20 protein-coding genes are annotated in these 19163 nt (G+C 61.4%); 7 read left to right on the forward strand and 13 right to left on the reverse strand.

The window, feature by feature from the left end:
• Positions 1 to 395: 395 nt before the first annotated feature.
• Together VJX68_RS17360 and VJX68_RS17365 are read right to left on the reverse strand one after the other, a co-directional pair.
• A complete protein-coding gene (locus VJX68_RS17360; RefSeq protein ID WP_324096983.1) occupies positions 396 to 1073 on the reverse strand; it encodes a hypothetical protein in 678 nt (225 codons plus the stop codon).
• A 105-nt stretch (positions 1074 to 1178) separates the two neighbouring features.
• Positions 1179 to 2144: an IS1595 family transposase gene (locus tag VJX68_RS17365; RefSeq protein ID WP_324096984.1), complete on the reverse strand. Its 966-nt coding sequence runs from the start codon at positions 2142 to 2144 to the stop codon at positions 1179 to 1181.
• A gap of 61 nt (positions 2145 to 2205) precedes the next feature.
• Here VJX68_RS17365 and VJX68_RS17370 point away from each other — a divergent pair, with 61 nt between their 5' ends.
• From VJX68_RS17370 to VJX68_RS17400, 7 genes are all read left to right on the forward strand, one after another.
• The gene (locus VJX68_RS17370) at positions 2206 to 2940 is read left to right on the forward strand and encodes a TetR/AcrR family transcriptional regulator (RefSeq protein WP_324096985.1); all 735 of its coding nucleotides are present in this window, start codon (positions 2206 to 2208) and stop codon (positions 2938 to 2940) included.
• A gap of 29 nt (positions 2941 to 2969) precedes the next feature.
• Positions 2970 to 3590, forward strand: coding sequence for a hypothetical protein (locus VJX68_RS17375; protein WP_324096986.1), 621 nt, complete (start codon positions 2970 to 2972; stop codon positions 3588 to 3590).
• Between the two features lie 14 nt (positions 3591 to 3604).
• Positions 3605 to 4000: a hypothetical protein gene (locus VJX68_RS17380; protein WP_324096987.1), complete on the forward strand. Its 396-nt coding sequence runs from the start codon at positions 3605 to 3607 to the stop codon at positions 3998 to 4000.
• Positions 3993 to 4379, forward strand: coding sequence for a hypothetical protein (locus VJX68_RS17385; protein WP_324096988.1), 387 nt, complete (start codon positions 3993 to 3995; stop codon positions 4377 to 4379). Before VJX68_RS17380 ends, VJX68_RS17385 begins: the two co-directional genes overlap by 8 nt.
• Positions 4380 to 4434: 55 nt before the next feature.
• Positions 4435 to 5235, forward strand: a complete 801-nt coding sequence (locus VJX68_RS17390) for a DUF455 family protein (protein ID WP_324096989.1) — start codon at positions 4435 to 4437, stop codon at positions 5233 to 5235.
• A gap of 32 nt (positions 5236 to 5267) precedes the next feature.
• Entirely contained in the window at positions 5268 to 6038 is a 771-nt protein-coding gene (locus VJX68_RS17395; RefSeq protein WP_324096990.1) for a DUF455 family protein, read from the forward strand.
• 218 nt (positions 6039 to 6256) lie between these two features.
• Complete coding sequence (locus VJX68_RS17400) at positions 6257 to 8077, forward strand: phosphoenolpyruvate carboxykinase (GTP) (protein ID WP_324096991.1); 1821 nt, start codon at positions 6257 to 6259, stop codon at positions 8075 to 8077.
• A 46-nt stretch (positions 8078 to 8123) separates the two neighbouring features.
• Here the strand turns inward: VJX68_RS17400 and VJX68_RS17405 are convergent, their stop codons facing one another.
• The 11 genes from VJX68_RS17405 to mraY all read right to left on the reverse strand — a co-directional run bounded on the left by VJX68_RS17405 (position 8124) and on the right by mraY (position 19162).
• Entirely contained in the window at positions 8124 to 8468 is a 345-nt protein-coding gene (locus VJX68_RS17405) for a type II toxin-antitoxin system PemK/MazF family toxin (protein ID WP_324096992.1), read from the reverse strand.
• Positions 8461 to 8697 (reverse strand): ribbon-helix-helix protein, CopG family, encoded by a 237-nt coding sequence (locus tag VJX68_RS17410; protein ID WP_324096993.1) that lies wholly within the window; start codon positions 8695 to 8697, stop codon positions 8461 to 8463. The genes VJX68_RS17405 and VJX68_RS17410 overlap by 8 nt, the downstream gene beginning before the upstream one ends.
• Before the next feature lie 161 nt (positions 8698 to 8858).
• Positions 8859 to 10136, reverse strand: a complete 1278-nt coding sequence (gene ftsZ, locus VJX68_RS17415; protein WP_324096994.1) for a cell division protein FtsZ — start codon at positions 10134 to 10136, stop codon at positions 8859 to 8861.
• Between the two features lie 68 nt (positions 10137 to 10204).
• A complete protein-coding gene (gene ftsA / locus VJX68_RS17420; protein WP_324096995.1) occupies positions 10205 to 11422 on the reverse strand; it encodes a cell division protein FtsA in 1218 nt (405 codons plus the stop codon).
• A complete protein-coding gene (locus VJX68_RS17425; RefSeq protein ID WP_324096996.1) occupies positions 11419 to 12210 on the reverse strand; it encodes a cell division protein FtsQ/DivIB in 792 nt (263 codons plus the stop codon). Before VJX68_RS17425 ends, ftsA begins: the two co-directional genes overlap by 4 nt.
• A 33-nt stretch (positions 12211 to 12243) precedes the next feature.
• Positions 12244 to 13146, reverse strand: coding sequence for a UDP-N-acetylmuramate dehydrogenase (gene murB / locus VJX68_RS17430; RefSeq protein ID WP_324096997.1), 903 nt, complete (start codon positions 13144 to 13146; stop codon positions 12244 to 12246).
• Positions 13133 to 14554 (reverse strand): UDP-N-acetylmuramate--L-alanine ligase, encoded by a 1422-nt coding sequence (murC, locus tag VJX68_RS17435; protein WP_349255935.1) that lies wholly within the window; start codon positions 14552 to 14554, stop codon positions 13133 to 13135. Before murC ends, murB begins: the two co-directional genes overlap by 14 nt.
• Positions 14555 to 14559: 5 nt before the next feature.
• Positions 14560 to 15642, reverse strand: a complete 1083-nt coding sequence (gene murG / locus VJX68_RS17440; RefSeq protein ID WP_324096999.1) for an undecaprenyldiphospho-muramoylpentapeptide beta-N-acetylglucosaminyltransferase — start codon at positions 15640 to 15642, stop codon at positions 14560 to 14562.
• Complete coding sequence (gene ftsW, locus VJX68_RS17445) at positions 15639 to 16778, reverse strand: putative lipid II flippase FtsW (protein ID WP_324097000.1); 1140 nt, start codon at positions 16776 to 16778, stop codon at positions 15639 to 15641. Before ftsW ends, murG begins: the two co-directional genes overlap by 4 nt.
• Positions 16741 to 18078, reverse strand: a complete 1338-nt coding sequence (gene murD, locus VJX68_RS17450) for a UDP-N-acetylmuramoyl-L-alanine--D-glutamate ligase (protein WP_324097001.1) — start codon at positions 18076 to 18078, stop codon at positions 16741 to 16743. The genes ftsW and murD overlap by 38 nt, the downstream gene beginning before the upstream one ends.
• Positions 18079 to 18082: 4 nt before the next feature.
• A complete protein-coding gene (gene mraY, locus VJX68_RS17455) occupies positions 18083 to 19162 on the reverse strand; it encodes a phospho-N-acetylmuramoyl-pentapeptide-transferase (RefSeq protein ID WP_324097002.1) in 1080 nt (359 codons plus the stop codon).
• Between the last annotated feature and the right edge of the window lies 1 nt (position 19163).

Below are 19163 nucleotides of genomic sequence, written 5' to 3' on the forward strand. Positions count from 1 at the left end.
GGGCTTATGGCCGGCTATGCGGGCGCGGCGATCACACTCTCCCTCGGCCTTATCCGACCCAGGCGACCTCGATCTGCCGCGCCGCGGTTGTTCCTTTCCTTCTGCACAACTCAATTCACAGATACAAGGCGGCCGGCCGCACCGCGGCCGGTAGGTGAGGGTTCTGCGAATCGAGATGTGAATACGCTGCGTAGCGAGCCAGAACCAGCACCGGCTTCGCTGGCGCGAAGCTGTCCGAGACATCCGTCGCGCAGCTCGCTTCAGTCAGGTTGACACAAAAGCAATGACGGCGCGGGCATCGGTGCTGCAGAAAAGTTGCGGCTGGTAAGTATCCCATGACTGTAGAGATTACCAAGCATAATCGGTACAATCCTGATCGAGGTGACAGGCCGGAATTACCTCAGAGACGCATCGAACAAATCAAGAATTTCAGCAATGTTCGAGTGCAACTCCTGAAGCGTTTCAATGACAGGGAGTCCCTCCCAATCCACGAGCAATATGCTGAAGGTATGCTCGAAATCCACGCGCACTTGGTTGGGAGGGACGATCTCGGTGTCTGTCTGTGTGTGAGGGACTTGGCGAGTGATTCGGCTGACGCTGGGTTTAAGCAACTGCCGGTGTTTGTCTATGTTGGACAGTTTGTGAAACAACTTCAAAAGCGGAAAGCGATTGTACGGTTGAACCGACTCGACGAGTGCGACCTGTTCGCAGGTGAGATATCGCAAGCCGTCTCTTTTACCGCCGTTCCGATTTCCTTCAAAGACTTGTTTAGAAGAATTGATCGGAAATTGCGTATCGTCCTGCTCGGTTCCGGTATTGATTCGGGCCAACACGAAAATCAGGTAGTCGAGCGCGGCGCGGATATGGAAAAGAAATTCACTGACAAGTCTACGGGTTTCGTCTTGAACCTCGTCCAAGAAGCCAAACAGAACAAGCATCCGTTCAGTTTCAGCTTGACTGCTGCTTACCTGGAGAGCGGTTTGGCTTGCGCGGTCAACGAGCGTGTCCAACTCATCGAGCTTTTTCTGTGCCCACAGTATCCGGAGCTCAGATTGATAAAGTATGTCCCCCATGGCAATTAACTATTGTGAAGGGCGAACGAAAACAAAAGACTAAGACGGGTTACAAAATCCCGATTCCGAAGCGCGGAGATTTTCTGCGCAATCTGACTAAGGCCGCTAACGCTTCTCCGCCCCCGAAGCGTGCGCCACGCGCGAAGCCAAAAGATTGAAGTGCCCGCGCGGATCGTCTTTGTGATTGTAGCGCCAAGCGTACTCGTCCAAGTACGACTGCAAATGCTTCGCTGATACATTGTGATACACGCCAGAAATTCCGCGCTTCACTAGCGACCAGAATCCCTCAATCGTGTTCGTGTGCGCTTCCCCGCTTACGTAAACCTTCTGCGAATGATTGACGCGGCCATGCTCAAAGCCCATTGAGCGCAATGCTTTGTAGTGGTGCGCTTCGTCGGTGAATATCGTGGTCGCAGGCATCACGCGCTCGCGAATCGGCGGATGGATGTAGCCTTTCCACGGCAATGGCAAGACCGATGCGATGACGCGCGGAGATTTCTTGCCGCGTCTCTGGACCATTCCGAGTACTGGCGTCTTTGCCATTCGAGATGTTCCGGTTCGCTTGTTCAGGTGTTTGTTTTCTTCCTTCCCGCCGAAATATGACTCGTCGATTTCGACATGACCTGACAGTCTCGGACGATCGTCGCCAAGTGAGTACCGGATTCGATTGAAGATGCGCCAAGCCGTCTTGTATGTAACGCCCAATTCGCGGCCTAGCTGCTTCGCGGAGATGCCGCATCGGGTGCTTGTGATCATGTACATCGCGTAGAACCAGAGATGCAGCGACGTGGACGACTTGTGGAAAATCGTCCCTGCTGTCGGATGCAGATGATGGCCGCACGCGACGCACGTCCATGACTGACGCTGCTGCTTGATCGCGTATCGTTTGAACGACCGCTCGACGTTGCATTTAGGGCAATGCGCGTGCTCTCCATCTCGCGATAGCCGCGTCTTCCAGAGCCATTGCAAGCAAGCCTCATCGTCGGGGAACTCGGCCATGAACTCCATGAGCGAATAGCGCGAGTCCGATGAGAAGCAACGCTGCGGATTCTTTCGATTTCCTGCTGCCATACGCACAATCTACCAGAGCGCGCTTATACAGTCAAGGGATACTTACCTTGCGGCTTGACAAATGAACGTTCATTCAATACAAGTCGGGAATTGGGGAACGGCCGTTCAACGCGCCGGACCCATTCATCGAATAATGCCACGAGCCGCCGAAGCTATACGGTCACTGCCGCAGGACGAGAGTCTCGTCAAAGCGCGGCGGCGGCAGATTTTTCTGGCTGCTTGCCGGGTGCTGGCGCGGAAATCGTTTCATGAAGCGTCCGTGAAGGAGCTTGCGCTCGAGGCGGGGCTCGCGGCGGGTTCGATTTATCTTTATCTCGACAGCAAGGACGAGATTATTCCGCTGATTGCCGAGTCGATGGTGGCGGAGTTTGTCGAGATGCTGCCTGCGATTCGCGAGCGTACCGTCGGCGATCCTCGGCGTGAGCTGATCGACGTGATGCGCGCGATCCTCGACGTGATCGATCGTTATCGCGAGGCCTTCAACGTGCTGCATCATGAGGCCCGCTACCTCGAGCGCCGCCCGCAGTATCGCACGGCGATGAAGAAGATTGGCGGCGACTACCTGGGCGCGGTGGCTGAGATTATCGAGCGCGGCCGGCGCCTCGGCGTGATTCATTTCGAGGATTCGCGGAGCGCCGTTCACGCGATTCACATGCTGTGCGCGGGATGGGCGATGGGCGCGAACAATCTCAAGGGGACTGACAAAGAAACTTACTGGCGGGAAATTGCGGCGATCGTCGAAGGACGTTTTTTCGCATCCGCCAATGGAGCAAGCACCACGACCGCGATTCGCTGACGTGGCACGGTCATCACGAGGAGTTGCGAATGGCACTTTACGACAGGCGAACTCTCGAAGGCGTTTACAGCGTCCGCCAGAGCGTCATTTACATTCAAAATTATCGCTACGCCGAAGAGCGCATGATGCGCATGATGGCCGGCTGGATCGCGCTGACGCCGGAGCTCGCGGTCAAGCTCGAGATGGCCAAGCAGGTCTACGAAGACGCGCTGCATACCGACGCGCTCGGCAAGCGGCTGCCGGAACTGCGCGCGCAGCCGCAGATATCCAAGCCGCCCAACGAAGCTTTCGTCACGTTCATGAACGCGATCGAGGATAAAGAAGAGTGGGAGGACACGATCGAGCGGCTGGTCGGAATCTACCGCGTGCTGAAGCCGCATCTGATCTCGCATTACAGCTCGCACTTGACCGCGATGAATCCCGTTTACGAGCCCCCTACCCTGCGGATTCTGCAGCGGCTGGTCGAAGAGGAAAAGGCGCACGTCGAGCGCGGCAGCGTGTTGCTCGACGAATTACTCAACTCAAAGGAGAAACATCTGCGGGCAGCGAACTGGCAGTCGCATCTAGAAGGATTGCTCGGCGCGTCGGGCGGAGTGACCGGGTTTGAGTCGGAAGCCGAACAGCCGCGCAGAAAAGTCGGGCGTAGCTGAGCGGGCTGAGCAATATGAAGAAGCTGGACGACATCACCGACCTGCGCGACGCGATCGCGACGCACGCGGCGGCACTCGCGGCGGGCGATAGCGCCAAGGCGGAAGCGTTCGCGCTTCCGGGTGCGATCGAGGCGCATCGCCATGCGGGGGCGGAAATCGCGCGCATTCCCAGGCCGATCAACGTCGAAGCGCTCGCGCTGGCGAAGGTCGGCTTCCAGTACATCTCGAAACTTCGATTCACGAACGCGGGCACGATGCGCCGGGTGCTGTATCGATGGCGCAAAGAGAGCGACGGCAAGTGGGTGATCGTCAGCGTCGAGGACACCACGGGCAAGCGCTCGTCGTGGAGCGACATTCCCGAGCTTGCGGCCGCGGTGGCGCAAGCTCGGGCGGGGAACGGCAATGCCTGACCTGGGAGAACGCGGCAATGTGATGGGTCCGCAGCCGATTGCGCCGATAGTCGAGCCGCCGGCCGCGATGCTCGCGGCGGCAGAGCACCTTCTGAACGCGCTGATGCGCGGCGACCATGCAAGCGTCGAGGCGATGACCCCGCCGCATGTGCGCGACGAGATGTTGAGAATCGCGAAAGAGATTCCGCCAAACCGGTATGATAGGTTTGAAATAATCGGTCGCGCGCGCGTCTCGCGTCATTACTTTTTGAAAGCGCGATTGACGGGCGCCGATGCCGAACCGTTCAAATTTCAGTTTCGGCTCGGAGAGACCGACGGCAAGTGGACCGTGCGCGAAGCGTTGAACCTGACCGGACGACGGTCAGCGTGGAGCAAGTGATAATCTGGCAGGTCGAAATAGTAAGAGTGGGACACTGAAAGAAGGAGCAAGCTCGATGCAAAGAATGATTCCGGTCGACAAGCTGGCGCGTCCCGAGGACCATATCCTGCTGCCCGCCAATCGAACGCGAAATGCGCGCAGCGAGCAGGGATTGTCGCCGGGCAACGCGATGCCTTACGAGGATGATTTCCTGAAGTCGCGGATGCACGGGATTTGCGGCGGCGAATTCCAGGCGATGGAAGCGGCCGGCCGCACGCTTTACGACTTTCCCGACGCGCCGTGGGAGTTCCAGCTCGACATGGCGCGCCAGGTCTGGGACGAATCGCGCCACGCTGAGATCTATATGAAGCTGCTCGAGTACGTCGGCTCCTACTACGGAGAATTTCCCGAAGGCGAGGTACTGTGGTCGTGCACGCAGGCCGAGGATCCCGCGGCGCGCGTGGCGGGAATCAATCGCGGACTCGAGGGGCTGGCGTGCGACGTGTTCGAGCAACTCATTCGTATCGCGCAGAAAATGGGCGACTCGGTTATCGAACGTTCGGTAGATTACGTGCTGGCCGACGAGATCACTCATGTGCGCATGGGCTCGAAGTGGATGCGCCAGTTGACCGAAGGTGATCCCGAGCGGCTCAAAAAGGCGCAGGCGTTCCAGGACAGCATCGACGACCTGTTCAACTTCGGCGGCGGGCGCAAGCGGATCGAAGACGTCGATCACGTCATGCAGCGCGTCAACGACAAGGAAATCGAGATCGACTCCGGTATCACGATCGCGCGCGAGGCGCGCCTGCTGGCGGGCTTCACTGAAGAGGAGATCGATCGGCTCGTCAAAGGCTTCGGCAAAAGCGCCGCCTACTAATCGCGGCGCCTTTCGACCAAGGAATTTCTGCGATGGAAAAATGCATCCCCGTTGACCGCCTCGCCCGTCCCGACAATTGGGTAGTGCTGCGCAGCCGGCAAGTCCGCGAAATTCGCGAGGAGCAGGGCCTCGACGCCGGCGGCCCGATGCCGTTCGACGAAGAGACGCTGCGCGCGCGATTGCACGGCATCTACACCGGTGAGTTGCAGGCGATGGAGGCGGCGGGCCGCACGTTGTTCGATTTCCCTGACGCGCCGTGGGAGTTCCAGCTCGACATGGCGCGGCAGGTGTGGGACGAAGCGCGCCACGCCGAGATTTTTCAGCGCCTCGTCGAGTACATGGGCGGTCATCCCGGTGACTACGTCGAGACCGAGATTTTGTGGCGATGCACGCAGGCGATGGATCCGGCGGCGCGCGTCGCGGGCATCAACCGCGGCCTCGAGGGCCTCGCGTGCGACGTCTTCGATCAGCTAATTCGCATCGCGCAGCGCAACGGCGACGAGGTGATCGAGCGCTCGGTGGATTACGTGCTGGCCGACGAGATCACGCACGTGCGGATGGGCTCGAAATGGATGCGCAAGCTGACCGAGGGCGACCCCGAGCGGCTGGCCAAGGCGCAGGCGTTCCAGGACATGGTGGACGAGGTCTTCAACTTCCGCGGCGGCCGGCTGGCGCAGGAAGACATCTCGAACGACGACGGGCAGATTGTCTCGATCGCGAAAGAGGCGCGCATGCTCGCGGGATTCACCGAAGAAGAAATCCAACGGCTGATCGATTCCGCGCGCAAGAGCGCCGCCTACTAGCGGTTCCAAAAGCGCAAGCTTACGCGTTCGTCGCGAGTCAAGCGGGCCGAAAGGGCCTCGTGCCCGCCGACGGGGTAAAGAATTGCTTATAGTTCTGACCCTTGATTATTCTAATCTGCTAATCTACATATTACGATCTGGTTTTCATCGGGTCGCGTTTCGCCGGTCCGCATGGAACAAGAGTTACGTTTCTCAAGGACCGACTTGGAGCGCATGAAGTGACGCCCAATCCCAACGAAAACGCAAACAGTTCGCCGACCAGCAGCCGCGCGTTGCGCGATTGGGTCAACGAAGTAGCAGCGCTGACCAAACCTGACGCCATTGTCTGGTGCGACGGCTCCGAAGCCGAGAAAAATCGGCTCACCAAACAGGCAGTCACCGCGGGAATCCTCATCGAGCTCAACCAGCAGAAGCGGCCCGGCTGCTACCTGCATCGCTCGAATCCCAACGACGTCGCTCGCACCGAGCAACTGACTTTCGTCTGCACGCCGAACCAAATCGACGCCGGGCCGACGAACAATTGGTCGGAGCCCGTGGAGACCTACGCCAAGCTGCGCGGATGGCTCGACGGCTCGATGCGCGGGCGCACGATGTACGTGGTGCCGTACGTGATGGGGCCGCTCGGCTCGCCGCTGTCGAAGGTCGGCGTCGAGCTCACCGACAGCCTCTACGTCGTGCTGAACATGCGAATCATGACGCGCATGGGCGCGGCGGCGCTCGAGCAACTTGGCGAGTCCGCCGATTTCAATCGCGGAATCCATTGCACGCTCGATTTGAATCCCGAGCGGCGCCTGATTTGCCACTTTCCGCAGGACAACACGATCATCTCGGTCGGCAGCGGCTACGGCGGCAACGCGCTGCTCAGCAAGAAATGTTTCGCGCTTCGAATCGCGAGCGTGCTCGGCCGCGACGAAGGCTGGCTCGCCGAGCACATGTTGATCCTCGGGTTGCAGAGTCCGGAAGGCGAGACCACTTATATCGCCGCGGCGTTTCCGAGCGCATGCGGCAAGACCAATCTCGCGATGCTCACGCCGCCGGCCGAGTTCAAGGGCTGGAAAGTTTTCACGGTCGGCGACGACATCTCGTGGATGCGCGTCGGTCCCGACGGCGGCTTGTGGGCGGTGAATCCCGAGAACGGCTACTTCGGCGTCGCGCCCGGCACCAGCGCAAAATCGAATCTGAACGCGATGAAGATGGTCGAGCATGATACGATTTTCACCAACGTCGCGATGACCGCCGACGGCGACGTGTGGTGGGAAGGAATGGACGTGCCCGCGCCCGACGGGCTGCTCGACTGGCAGGGACATCCGTGGAAAAAGGGATCGACCGACAAGGCAGCGCATCCGAACAGCCGCTTCACGACTCCGATGCGCAACAATCCCGCGTGGTCGCCGAGCGCCGACGATCCGTGCGGCGTGCCGATCTCAGCAATCATCTTCGGCGGACGCCGCGCCACGACGGTGCCGCTGGTGCTCGAATCGATGGACTGGGCGCACGGCGTTTTCATGGGCGCGACGATGGGATCGGAAACGACGGCGGCGGCTTCAGGAGCGGTCGGCGTGCTGCGGCGCGATCCGATGGCGATGTTGCCGTTCTGCGGCTACAACATGGGCGATTACTTCGCTCATTGGCTCAAGATGCGCGGCTCAATCAAAAAACCGCCGCGCCTGTTCATGGTCAACTGGTTTCGCAAGGACGCCGCCGGCAACTTCATCTGGCCCGGCTACGGCGAGAACCTGCGCGTACTCAAGTGGATGCTCGATAGAATCCATGGACGCGCGGGCGGCCGAGAGACGCCGGTTGGGATCGTTCCCGATGAAACGGAACTCGATCTGAAGGGCCTCGATCTTTCCAAGAGCGCGGCGCGCGACGCACTCGCGGTAAATCCCGCGGAGTGGAAGTCGGAGCTGGAATCGGCGGGCGAGTTATTCGAAAAGATCGGCCCAACGATGCCGAAGGAATTGAAGGATCGCCGCCAGGCGATCCTCCATTCGCTCGACGGCGAAGCTCCCGTGCGTCAAATCGCCGCGGGCCGCTGACAGATCTGCAGAGCTTCGACGCGAACGCTGCGCCCGAACTCTGAGTTCAGCCAAGGTCGAGCACTTCGCGGAGAGCGGCCACGACGCGCTCCATCGTTGCTTCATCGAGATGTGACAGAGGGCCTTTGACCAGGAGGCGGTTGTCGATCGCGCGCAATTGGTCGATGAGCAGATCAGAATTGCGTCGCAAAGAGGATTGCGCATGCACGCGTATGCGCAGCGGGTCGGCATCGTCGATGAGATTGGTGGTCAGAGGGACTATCAGTGTCGAAGGGTGGCCAGCGTCGATCAGCGCCTGCGCCTGAACGATCAGCACGGGGCGGGTCTTGCCCGGCTCGGTGCCGCGGCGAAGATTAAGATTGGCGAGCCATACCTCGCCACGCTCAGGCATCCGGGTCGCGCTCGATCGCGGCGAACTGGGCATTCACCCGCATGCTTTCCTTGCGGACCTTGCGCGACGCGCGAGCCATCCGCTCCGCGCGAGCGCGGGCTTCGGCCTCGCGGTTCATGCGTTCGATTGCGCGGCGGATATATTCGGCGCGCGGGATCCCCAGCTCACGGGCGCATCGCTCGCTGGTTTCGAGCAGGTCCTCGGGCAGCTTAAGGGAGATAGACTCCATGAGTTTCGCTCCAGATATCTTTACAAGATATCCTCGACTAATATGCGCCGTGCGGCTAAAAGAAGCAACCCAGCGACACGCGGACAGGAGCGGTGACGACGCGAATGCGGCGCGGGAGTCGTTAGACTCCGGCGCCGCAATTTTTTCTGTGATGGCCCGCGCTAGTCGAGGTGCTTGCGCAGGAAGGTCGGGATGTCGAGCTTGTCGTCGCCGTCGAGCAGTGAGTTCGGCTCGAGCTTCTCGCCGTCCGCCAGGCCTGCATCCTCGCCGCGGCGTCTGAAAGCCGGGATGTCGAGTGTGCTGTCGTCGACGACCAGCCCCATCCTGCGCACCGGCTTGTTGCCGGGGAACATCCGCACCTGCCCAGCCTGCACGGGAGCCGGCTGGCTGGCCTCCATCGGATCGACGGGCCGAGTCGAGGCCGCCGCAATCGGCGTGGTGACGGGCGCGCCCGACGGCGAGTAACGCGGTGAACTTCTATCGAGGTCGCCGAAGCCAGTCGCGATTACAGTGACACGAATCTCGTCGGACATCGCGTCGTCGATCACCGCGCCGAAAATGATGTTCGCGTCCTCGTGCGCCTCTTCCTGGATCAGGCTGGCCGCCTCGTTGACTTCGTACAGCGCCATGTCCGAGCCGCCGGTGACGTTGATCAGCAGGCCGCGCGCGCCTTTGATCGAGACGTCTTCGAGCAGCGGGCTCGAAATCGCGCGCTGCGCCGCCTCGACCGCGCGATTCTCGCCCGACGCCGTCGCCGCACCCATCATCGCCATGCCCATCTCGGCCATGATCGATCGCACATCCGCGAAATCCAGGTTGATCAGCCCATGCACGGTGACAAGTTCGGAAATACCACGCACCGCTTGCAGCAGCACGTCGTCGGCCTTCTGAAAGGATTCCTTCAACGACGTATTTTTGCTGGCGACCGAGAGCAGACGCTGATTGGGAATCGTGATCAGCGTGTCGACCGCGTTCTTCAGCTCGCGCAGTCCTTCTTCCGCCTGTGCCATGCGGCGGCGTCCTTCGAACTGGAACGGCTTGGTCACGACGCCGACGGTCAGCGCGCCGAGCTCGCGCGCGATGCGCGCAATCACTGGCGCAGAGCCGGTTCCGGTGCCGCCGCCCATTCCGGCCGTCACGAAGACCATTTCGGCTTCGGACAGGATTTCGCGAATCCGTTCTTCGTCTTCGAGCGCGGCCTTGCGACCGATTTCAGGATTGCCGCCGGTGCCGCGTCCGCGCGTGATCTCGTCGCCAATCTGAACGCGCAGCGGCGCGTGATTATTCTGCAGCGCCTGGATGTCGGTATTCACGGCGATGAAATCGACGTTGCGCAGGCCCACATTGATCATGTGGTTGACCGCATTGCCGCCGCATCCACCTGCGCCGATTACCTTGATCCTCGCGCCCGGGTCGGGACTACTCACCAACTCAATCATCACAGATCCTCCTCCACCACCTACCGGCAAAGTTTGTTGCCCAATTAATTTCTTGTTGCGCCGACTTCTCAAAAGAAGTCTCTCACCCAATCGCTGAGCCGCGAACGCAGACGTCTCAGCCGGCCCGTCCTTCCGATTCCGTTGCCAACTCCGCCCGCCGCGCTCTGGTACAGCAGCAAGCCCGCTGCCGTCGTGAACATCGGCTTCATCAACTCTTCCGGCAGACCCTTGAGGTTGATCGGAAGTCCACGCCGCACCGGCACGCCGAAGATGCGCTCGGCCAGTTCCTGCGTGCCCTCGAGCAGCGAAGTTCCTCCGACCAGCACCACGCCCGACGCGAGCCCGTCCGAAACGCCCGAGCGCAGCAGTTCGCGCTGCACCATCGTGAAAATCTCTTCCATGCGCGGCTCGACGATTTCACCGAGCAGCCGGCGCGCGATCACTCGCGGCTCGCGTCCGCCGACTCCCGGCACCTGCACCATCTCGTCACGCCGCACGACCTGGTTGGTCGCCACGCCGAACGTGACCTTGAGCCGCTCGGCGTCGGAAATAGGAGTGCGCAATCCCGCGGCGATATCGCTGGTGAGATGATTCCCGCCAATCGGCAGCACAGCGGTATGCATCACCGCGCCGCCGTGAAACACGATGATGTCCGTGGTCCCGCCGCCGATGTCGATCAGCGCGACTCCGAGCTCGCGTTCCTCCGGAAACAGCGCCGCGTCCGCTGACGCCAGCGGCTGGAAAACCATCTCCGACGGCGTCACACCCGCGCGCTCGCAGCACTTGGTGAGATTCTGGCCGTAGCTTTGCGCCGCCGTGATGATATGAATGCGCGCTTCCAGCCGCACTCCCGCCATTCCGTACGGCTCGCGCACGCCCTCCTGCTCATCGACGGCGAACTGCTGCGGCAGGATATGCAGCACCTGCCGATCGAGCGGGATTGCGACCGCGCGCGCCGCATCGATCACTCGATCCACATCGCGCGAACTGACTTCGCCGCCGCGCACCGCGACGATCCCGTGACTGTTGAGGCCCTTGATGTGCGGCCCCGCGACGCCAACCACTGCCGAGCCCACGCGCACGCCGGAAGTTTTCTCCGCTTCGTCGACCGCCGCTTTGATCGCATCGACCGTCGCCTCGATATTGACGACTACGCCTTTGCGCAGCCCCGTGCATGGCGCGATTCCAAAGCCGAGCGTCGCCAACTGCCCGTCGGGCAGTGACTCGCCGACGATCGCGCAAACTTTGCTGGTGCCGACGTCCAATCCGGTGAGCAGATTTCTCATTGCGTCACCGGCTCCCCGCCCGGCTGGTACGAAACTTTGCGAAGCGCGGTCTTGTGCTTCGAGTTTTTAATCTCGGCCGCATGCAGGCGCACGACTGCCAGCCCCGGCGTGGTCAAATCGAGCGCCGCGATCAGATTCTCACGCCCCTGCCATTGCCGCCGCACCTTGATCGCGCGCTGAAGTTCTGTCGTTGCGCGATCGAGATCGATCACCACCTCTGTGCGCTCCCGCTCGAGGAACAGCCACGCCGTCCCGTCATCGCCAACGCGCATCTCGGAGATAATTTCCGAAAGTTGCGTTTCCGCGCGCACCAGTTCCGAGGCGTAGTCGACCATCTGCGGACCGCGAGCGTTGTCGAGTGCGGCGCCGCTCAGCACCGGCAGGTCGCCCTGCTTGCCGGGCGAGACCGGCCCGCGCAGCTCGCCGCCCTTGAACAGTTCGTAGAAGCCGTCGTGACGCTCGACGATCGCGATCGCACCGTCACGCATGTCGCCCGCCGAAATCGCCGCGGCGCCCGGCTCGCGCAAGCCGCGATGGTAAATCCCCGCGCGTCCCGCCCACTCGACCAGCACCGCGGAGTAGTTCGCGGCGGTCGTGCGCGCGGGCGCAAGCGAATTCATGATTTGATCGCGATATGCGCTGAGAGTCGCTGCCGCTCTGAGCGCGACAACGCGGCCGGTCGTGCTGAATCCCGTCATCACGCCCAAGGCGAAAAATGCGCAGACCACCAGCCCGCCCATCCGCGCGTTCCATCCCGCCACCGCTTTATTTCCTCCGCGAACCGCCACCCCGCCACCTCAGTGAAAAATCCAAATCTCGCTTCACCAGTCGCCGACTAACCTGACCTCCGGTTCAAGCCAGACGCCGCTGTGCTCTTTCACCTTGTCGCGCGCCATGTCGATCAGCGCGCGCACGTCGGCGGCCTGTGCGCCGCCAAGATTCACTATAAAATTTGCATGCTGATCCGAAAACGCCGCGCCGCCCAGCCGCGTCCCTTTCAGACCCGCGCCTTCGAGCAGCTTCCCGGCGAAGTTCCCCGGCGGATTTTTGAAGATCGATCCCGCATTCGGAACGCCGCGCGGCTGACGCGATGCGCGCTTGGCCTTCAACTCCGCGACCCGAGCCATCAGACGCTCGCGATCGCCGCGAGCAAGTTCGAAATCGACGCGCGTGATTATGAAATGACTTGGCAGTTCGGTGCGCCGGTACGCAAATTTCACCTCGTCCTTGGTCAGCGCGAGCGCCTCGCCGGCCTCGGTGACGCCATGCACCAGCGTGACCACCTTGGCGATCTCGCCGCCGAACGCACCTGCGTTCATCACCAATCCGCCCCCGACCGTCCCTGGAATGCCTTCGCCGAATTCGAGCCCCTCAAGACCCTGATCGATTACCGCCAAGACCAGCGTCCCGAACGCGGCGCCAGCGCCCGCAACGACTTTCGTGCCGTCAATTTTTATTTTCGCGAAGCCGTCGCCGAGCCTCACCACCAGTCCGCGCATCCCGCGATCGCTCACGAGCAGATTCGTTCCCGCGCCGAGGCAGAAACACGGCACGCCCGCGCGATAAGCCGCGGCCTTCGCATGCATTAGCTCGGTTTCGTCCTCGACGTTGACGAACAAGTCGGCCGGTCCTCCGATCCGAAACGAGGTCAGCTCGGAAAGCGGCATCGACGCGCGGACTCGCGCACCGAATTTCGCGCGCAGCTCGCCCTCAAGCGCCTTCATGAACTTTGACCTCGGCGCTGAGCGCGTTAAGTATTTCGCCGCCCATCTTGTAGATATCGCCTGCACCCAAAGTCGCGATCACGTCGCCCGCGCGCGAGCCTTGCGCAATGCGCGCCGCAGGATCTTCCTCCGCGCCCAGGTAATGCACCTCGAGATGCCCGCGCGCGCGCAGCGCTTCGTACAGACGCCGTGACGAAACGTCGGCAATCGGCTCCTCGCCGGCCGGATACACGTCGAACAGGTAGAGCACGTCGGCGTCATCGAAGGCCGACAGGAAATCGTCGAACAAATCGCGCAGGCGCGTGTACCGATGCGGCTGAAAGACCACCACCACGCGGCGCTTGAACGACGCCCGCACCGCGGCCAGCGTCGCGCGCACCTCGGCCGGATGGTGAGCATAGTCGTCGAGCACGATTCGTCCTGCCGCTTCGCCCTTGATCTCGAATCGTCGGCTGATTCCGCCGAACTTTGCCAGCGCCGCGGCCGCGCGCTCGAAACTGATTCCAACTTCCATCGCGACCGCGATCGCCGCGAGCGAGTTCAGTGCAACATGCACGCCCGGCGTCGGGACAGTCACTCGCCCGAGATGCTCGCCCTTGCGAATCACCTCGAACCGAGTCGAAAGGCCATCGATCACGATTTTCTCGGCACGCAGGTCCGCATCCTGGGCGACGCCATAGGTCACCATTGGTTTGCGAATCGACGCCATCAGCCCGCGCACGTTGACGTTGTCGATCCCAAGCACTGCCACGCCGTAGAACGGCACGCGGTTGATAAAGTCCGCAAACACCTGGCGCACTCGATCCATCGTGCCATAATGATCGAGGTGCTCCGGATCGATATTCGTCACTACCGCGATCGTCGGGATCAGCAGCAGGAACGACGCGTCGCTCTCGTCGGCCTCGGCCACCATGAAATCGCCGCGCCCGAGCCGCACGTTGCTGCCCGTATTGCGAATATTTCCGCCGACCGCCACGGTAGGATCGAGCTCCGCCTCTTCCATGATCAGCGCGATCAGGCCGGTCGTGGTCGTCTTGCCGTGCGTGCCTGCAACCGCGACGCCGAGCTTCGCCATCCGCAGCAACTCGCCGAGCATCTCCGCCCGCGCGATCACAGGAATTTTCATCTCGCGGGCGCGCGCGACTTCAGGATTCGAAAATTTTATTGCTGACGAGATCACCACCGCGTCGATTCCGCCGTCGTCCTTCAGATGCGCCGGATGATGCCCCTGGCTGATTTCCGCGCCGAGCGACGCAAGTCGCGTGATGGTCGCAGACGGTTTCAGATCGCATCCGCTGACGCGGATCCCGAGCTTGATACACAGCTCGGCGATTCCGCTCATGCCGGCGCCGCCGATTCCGACGAAATGCAGCCGGCGCTGACGCGTCAAAAGACCATTTGCGTGCAGTTCACTCACGCCGCTGCTTTCTCCGCAAGCTCGAAACAAATTTTGGCGATACTGCGAGCCGCGTCGGGATGCGCCTCCTGATGCGTCCGAAGACCCATCTCGTCCAGCCGCGCCGGATTCCGAACCAACGCTTCAATTTCGCGCGCGAGGTTGGACGCAAGCTGATCGTCGTCGCGAACTATTATCGCCCCGCCGCGCTTTTCGATCACGCGCGCGTTGTGCACTTGTTGCTGATCCTTGTGGAAGGGATACGGCACGAAAATGGCCGCACGCGCGCCAAGAGCAATGTCCGTGACCGTCATCGCGCCTGAGCGCGCGATAACCAGATCGGCCCGATGCAGCGCGTCAGCGACGTCGTCGATAAACGGCAGCACTTCAGCCGCGAACCCGATTTCGCGGTATGCACTCCTCACCAACTCCCCATCCGCCTCCCCGGTCTGGTGGACAACGTGCAAATTTATAACACTTTTTCCGCAGATTTTGAAAGCCCCTACGACGCCAATATTCAGGCGATGCGCTCCGGACGAACCACCTAAAACAAGGATTTGTAATTGGCCGCCCTCCCGCCTCGATCGGTCAGGCCGGTACTTGAATCGGGTCGGATTGCCCGTCACCGCAACTTTAGAAGAACTGAAGTAACTCGCGCTGTCACTGAAGCCAACGCAAATCCTTTCCGCGAATCTAGACATCATTCGATTCGCCAAACCCGGCCGCGTGTTTTGTTCCATCAACACCAGCGGCGTCCGGGTTAGAATTGCGGCAGCGCCGATCGACGCCGACGCATATCCGCCCGCGCTCACCACGATGCTCGGACGAAACCGCCGCACCAGCGACAGCGCGAGTCCAATGGCGCGAATGAATTCCACTGACGCACGCGCCCGCTCAAGAGCGCTATGCCCGCGAATTCCATGCATCTCGAACAGCTCGTACCTGTATCCGCTCTTCGGCAACCACTTCGCCTCGAGTCCCGCGCTCGTGCCGACGAACAGTACCTCGATCCCCGGACGCTCGCGAATCATTTCCTCGCCCAGCGCGACCGCCGGGAAAAGATGCCCGCCCGTGCCACCGCCTGCGATTATCACCTTCATCGCACCGCCGGCCGGCGCCCGAGCGCGAGTAACGCGCCCAACGCCGCCATCGCGATGATGATCGAAGTGCCGCCGTAACTCAGGAACGGCAGCGGCAGCCCCTTCGTCGGGATCAGCCCAATCACCACCGACATGTTGATCAACGCCTGGATCGAGAGCAGCGCCGTCAGCCCTACCGCGAGCAGGCTCGCGAACGGATCGGGCTCGTCGTGCGCGATGCGCATCCCGCGAAACAGGATTACGAGGAACAGGGCGATCACGACTGCCGCGCCTATCAGCCCGAACTCCTCGCCAACCACCGCAAAAACGAAATCGGTGTGCGCCTCCGGCAGATAGAACATCTTCTGGCGACCCGCACCCAGACCGACGCCCCATTTGCCGCCTTCGCCGAGCGCGATAAACGATTGCACGAGCTGGAATCCCGCGCCGCGCGCGACCGACCACGGATCGAGGAACGTCGTCAGCCGCTTCATTCGGTACGACTTCGCCACCGCCTGGAACGCGAGGAGGCCGAGCGCCCCGCCGCCAGCGCCAGCAAGATGCTGCCAGCGCGCGCCGGCCGCCCACAGCATCGCGAACAGGATCAGCGCGATCATCACGGTGCTGCCAAAGTCCGGCTGCTTCAAGATCAAAAGTGTAATCGGCCCGACGATCAGAAATACCGCCAGCGGTCCATGCTTGAACTCGCGGATACGATCCTGCCGTTTGCTGAGGAACTTCGCGAGGAAAAATACCAGCGCGAATTTCACCAGCTCTGACGGCTCCGCGATAACCGGTCCCAGTCTGAGCCATCGGCGCGCGCCGCCCTTCATCAGTCCGAGACCGGGCACGTAGAGCAGCGCGAGCATCACGATCGACGCGATGAACAGCGGCATTGCGATTCGGCGCAGACCCGCCAGCGAGAATTGTGAGAGCAGCATCAGAAACACAAAACCCACCGCGATATGCGCCAGGTGAAGCTTGAAAAAGTGGAACGCGTCGCCTCTCTTCTCGATGCCGAGAAAGTACGTCGTGTTCAGCACCATCAGCAGCCCGAGCAACAGCAGCACCGCCGCCGGCAGCCACAGCCACGGGTCGGGCCGCCGGTAACTTACAGCGTCAAAGCGCCCGAACCAGCTCTTTATATACGTTCCCACGTTCCGCATAGTCCTTGAATTGATCGAAGCTCGAGCACGCCGGCGACAGCAACACGTTATCTCCCGTCCGCGCCGCGCGCGCCGCGTGTTCGACCGCTTCTTTGAGAGTCGCCACCGTTTCGATCTTGGTCGCACCCGCGAGCGCCGCCGCCATCTTATCCCGCGCCGCGCCGTTAAAAATCGCGAGCTTGACTTTTTCTTCGAGCGGCCGCCGCAGCGGCGCGTAATCGCCACCTTTGTCGAGACCGCCCGCGATCAAAATAATCGGCGCCGCGAGCGCGTCGATAGCTTCGACCACCGAGCCGACGTTGGTTCCCTTTGAGTCGTCGATATAAGTCACCCCGCCGTGCTCGTGGACAACTTCAATCCGATGCGGCAGTCCGCGAAATGACGCGAGTGCGCGTTCGATTTCTCCGGCCTCGACGCCAAGCGCGAGCGCCGCAGCCGACGCCGCCATCGCGTTGGAGATGTTATGCCGCCCGCGCAGCCGAAATCCTTTGAGGCTGATGCGCCCGCGGCGGGCGACCTCGAAATCAAAATCGAAAACGAGCGCATTAGTCGGCTCGTCGAACCAGATCGACGCTCCGGATTTGCCGCGCGCGCGCCCGAAGCCGATCACTCGCGAGCGCACGCTCTTCGCGAGCTTCCATACGTTCGGATCGTCGCGATTCAGAATTGCGTAGTCCGAAGCTTGCTGGTTTTCGAACAAACGCGCCTTCGCGCGCCCATAGTCCGCGAGGCCGCGATAGCGATCGAAGTGATCGTCGCTCAGATTAAGATGCACACCAGCTCGCGGACGAAATTTCTCGATCCACTCGAGCTGGAAACTCGAGACCTCGACGACTGCGACGTCCCATGTGCCATCGATCGCGTCGATTAGCGGCGTGCCGAGGTTGCCGCCGACGAAAGTGCGCCGTCCCGACGCCTTCAAAATCTCGCCGAGCAGCACGACGACCGTGCTCTTGCCGTTGGTGCCGGTGACCGCGGCGATTGGCGCCTCGAGAAAGCGGCTCGCGAGTTCGATTTCTCCGATCACCGGAATTTGCCGCTCGGTCGCAGCGCGCAGCAATATCGAATCGCGCGGGACTCCCGGACTGGTGACCACGAAGTCGACGCCATCGACCCAGCTCGGATCTTCGGCCCCCAGCTTAAGCGCGCCCGCCGGCAGTTTGCCGCGCTCGACGTCGACGCGGCGATCAGTCATCACGAGCTTCACGCCGCGCGCCGCGAGGAATCGCGCCGCGGCAACTCCGCTGACTCCCAGTCCTACAACCATCACGCGTTTGCTCGACAGCTCCATCTATTCAACGCAGCTTCAGTGTGCTCAGCGCGACTAGCGCACACACGATCGATACGATCCAAAATCTGATCACGACCACAGTCTCGGGGATTCCCTTCAGTTCAAAATGATGGTGCAGTGGCGCCATCAGGAAAAATCGGTTGTGCGTCGCCTTGAAATAATATCGCTGGATGATGGTTGACGCCGCCTCCGCGACGAACACTCCGCCCGCTATTATCAGCGCGAGTTCCTGCTTGGCGAGCACAGCGACCGTGCCGAGCGCTCCGCCCAGCGCGAGCGCGCCCACGTCGCCCATCATCATCGAAGCCGGGTACGCGTTGAACCACAGGAAGCCGAGCGAGGCGGCGATTATCGACGCGCAAAAAATCGCAACTTCGCCCATGTTCGCGATATACGGTATCTGAAGATAGGTCGCGAATTTGTAATTTCCCGCGACATACGAGAACGTCCAGTACGTGAGCGCGACGGTCATCACCGGTCCAATCGCCAGCCCGTCGAGCCCGTCAGTAAGGTTCACCGCATGCGAGCATCCCACGATCACCAGCATCGCGAACGGGATGTAAAACCACACGTGCAGATCGGGGTGCACGTTCTTCAGGAACGGGACCGTCAGATGCGTGTCGAAGCCGAGATACAGAAACAGCCACGCGGCCGCGATGAACGCGCACGAAAATGACCACACCAGTTTGGCCGGGCCGCTGAGTCCCAGCCCTTTGCCGCGCGTGAGTTTGAAGTAGTCGTCGCTGAAACCGATCGCGCCGAAGGTCAGCGTCACAAAGATCGCGATCCAGACGTACGGATTCAAAATGTTGGCGAGCAGTAGCGTCGCCGCCAGCATCGACGCCACGATCAGCAGTCCGCCCATCGTCGGCGTGCCGGCTTTCTTCTGATGCGCCTGCGGAACGACTTCGCGAATCGTCTGTCCGATATTCAGCGCGCGGAACCGTTCGATCAGGATGGGTCCCAGAGCCAACGACAGCGCCAGCGCCGCCAGCCCGGCCAGGACTGATCGCAGCGTCTCGTACCTGAGCGCATTGAAGCCGGAGTAATATTTGTGCAGGGGGTAGAGCAGCAGATAGAGCATC

This window comes from Binatus sp. (SeqCode) (assembly GCF_035272065.1).
Classification (GTDB): Bacteria; Desulfobacterota; Binatia; order Binatales; family Binataceae; genus Binatus.